Genomic DNA, 477 nt, shown 5'->3' with positions numbered 1-477 from the left:
GATCTCGCCGCGTCGATCGAGCACGAAGGGGCCGAACAGGCCGCAGTCGCGCGGCTCGCCGAGTTCGGCCTAGAGCAGTCCGCATTGCGCGAGGCCATGGCGCGCAAGGTGGTCAACGAAGCCCGCATCGTCGCCATCCGAGAATTCCGGGAAATGTTGGCCAACCCTGGAGCCGCCTATGCGCCGGTCCCGCGAGCCGAATACGAGCCAACTGAACGATATGGCACTGCAGTGCCCACGCCACCCGTACCTTCTCCTACACAGCCCGCAATGGCGGGTCTTTATGGGACCATGACGGCGACCGAGGCGCTGGAAAAATTCTTCGCGCATAATCCCAGAACCGGGGGCAAGGATGGGAAATCAAGGCGGAAGAACGGGCAGGCTTGGACAGCTAAGACACGCAAGCAGGCGGGGGTCGCCGCACGTTTCCTCGACGACGTACTGGAAGGTCGACCGCTCGCCCAGATCACGCATGAT

General features: G+C 63.1%; 1 pseudogene. It reads left to right on the top strand.

The features are described from left to right. Positions 1 to 477 (top strand): annotated as a pseudogene (locus A3736_RS17425) (integrase); the annotation flags it as partial.

This window comes from Erythrobacter sp. HI0063 (assembly GCF_001635685.1).
Classification (GTDB): Bacteria; Pseudomonadota; Alphaproteobacteria; order Sphingomonadales; family Sphingomonadaceae; genus Qipengyuania.
This window is presented reverse-complemented; position numbering and strand designations above follow the sequence as displayed.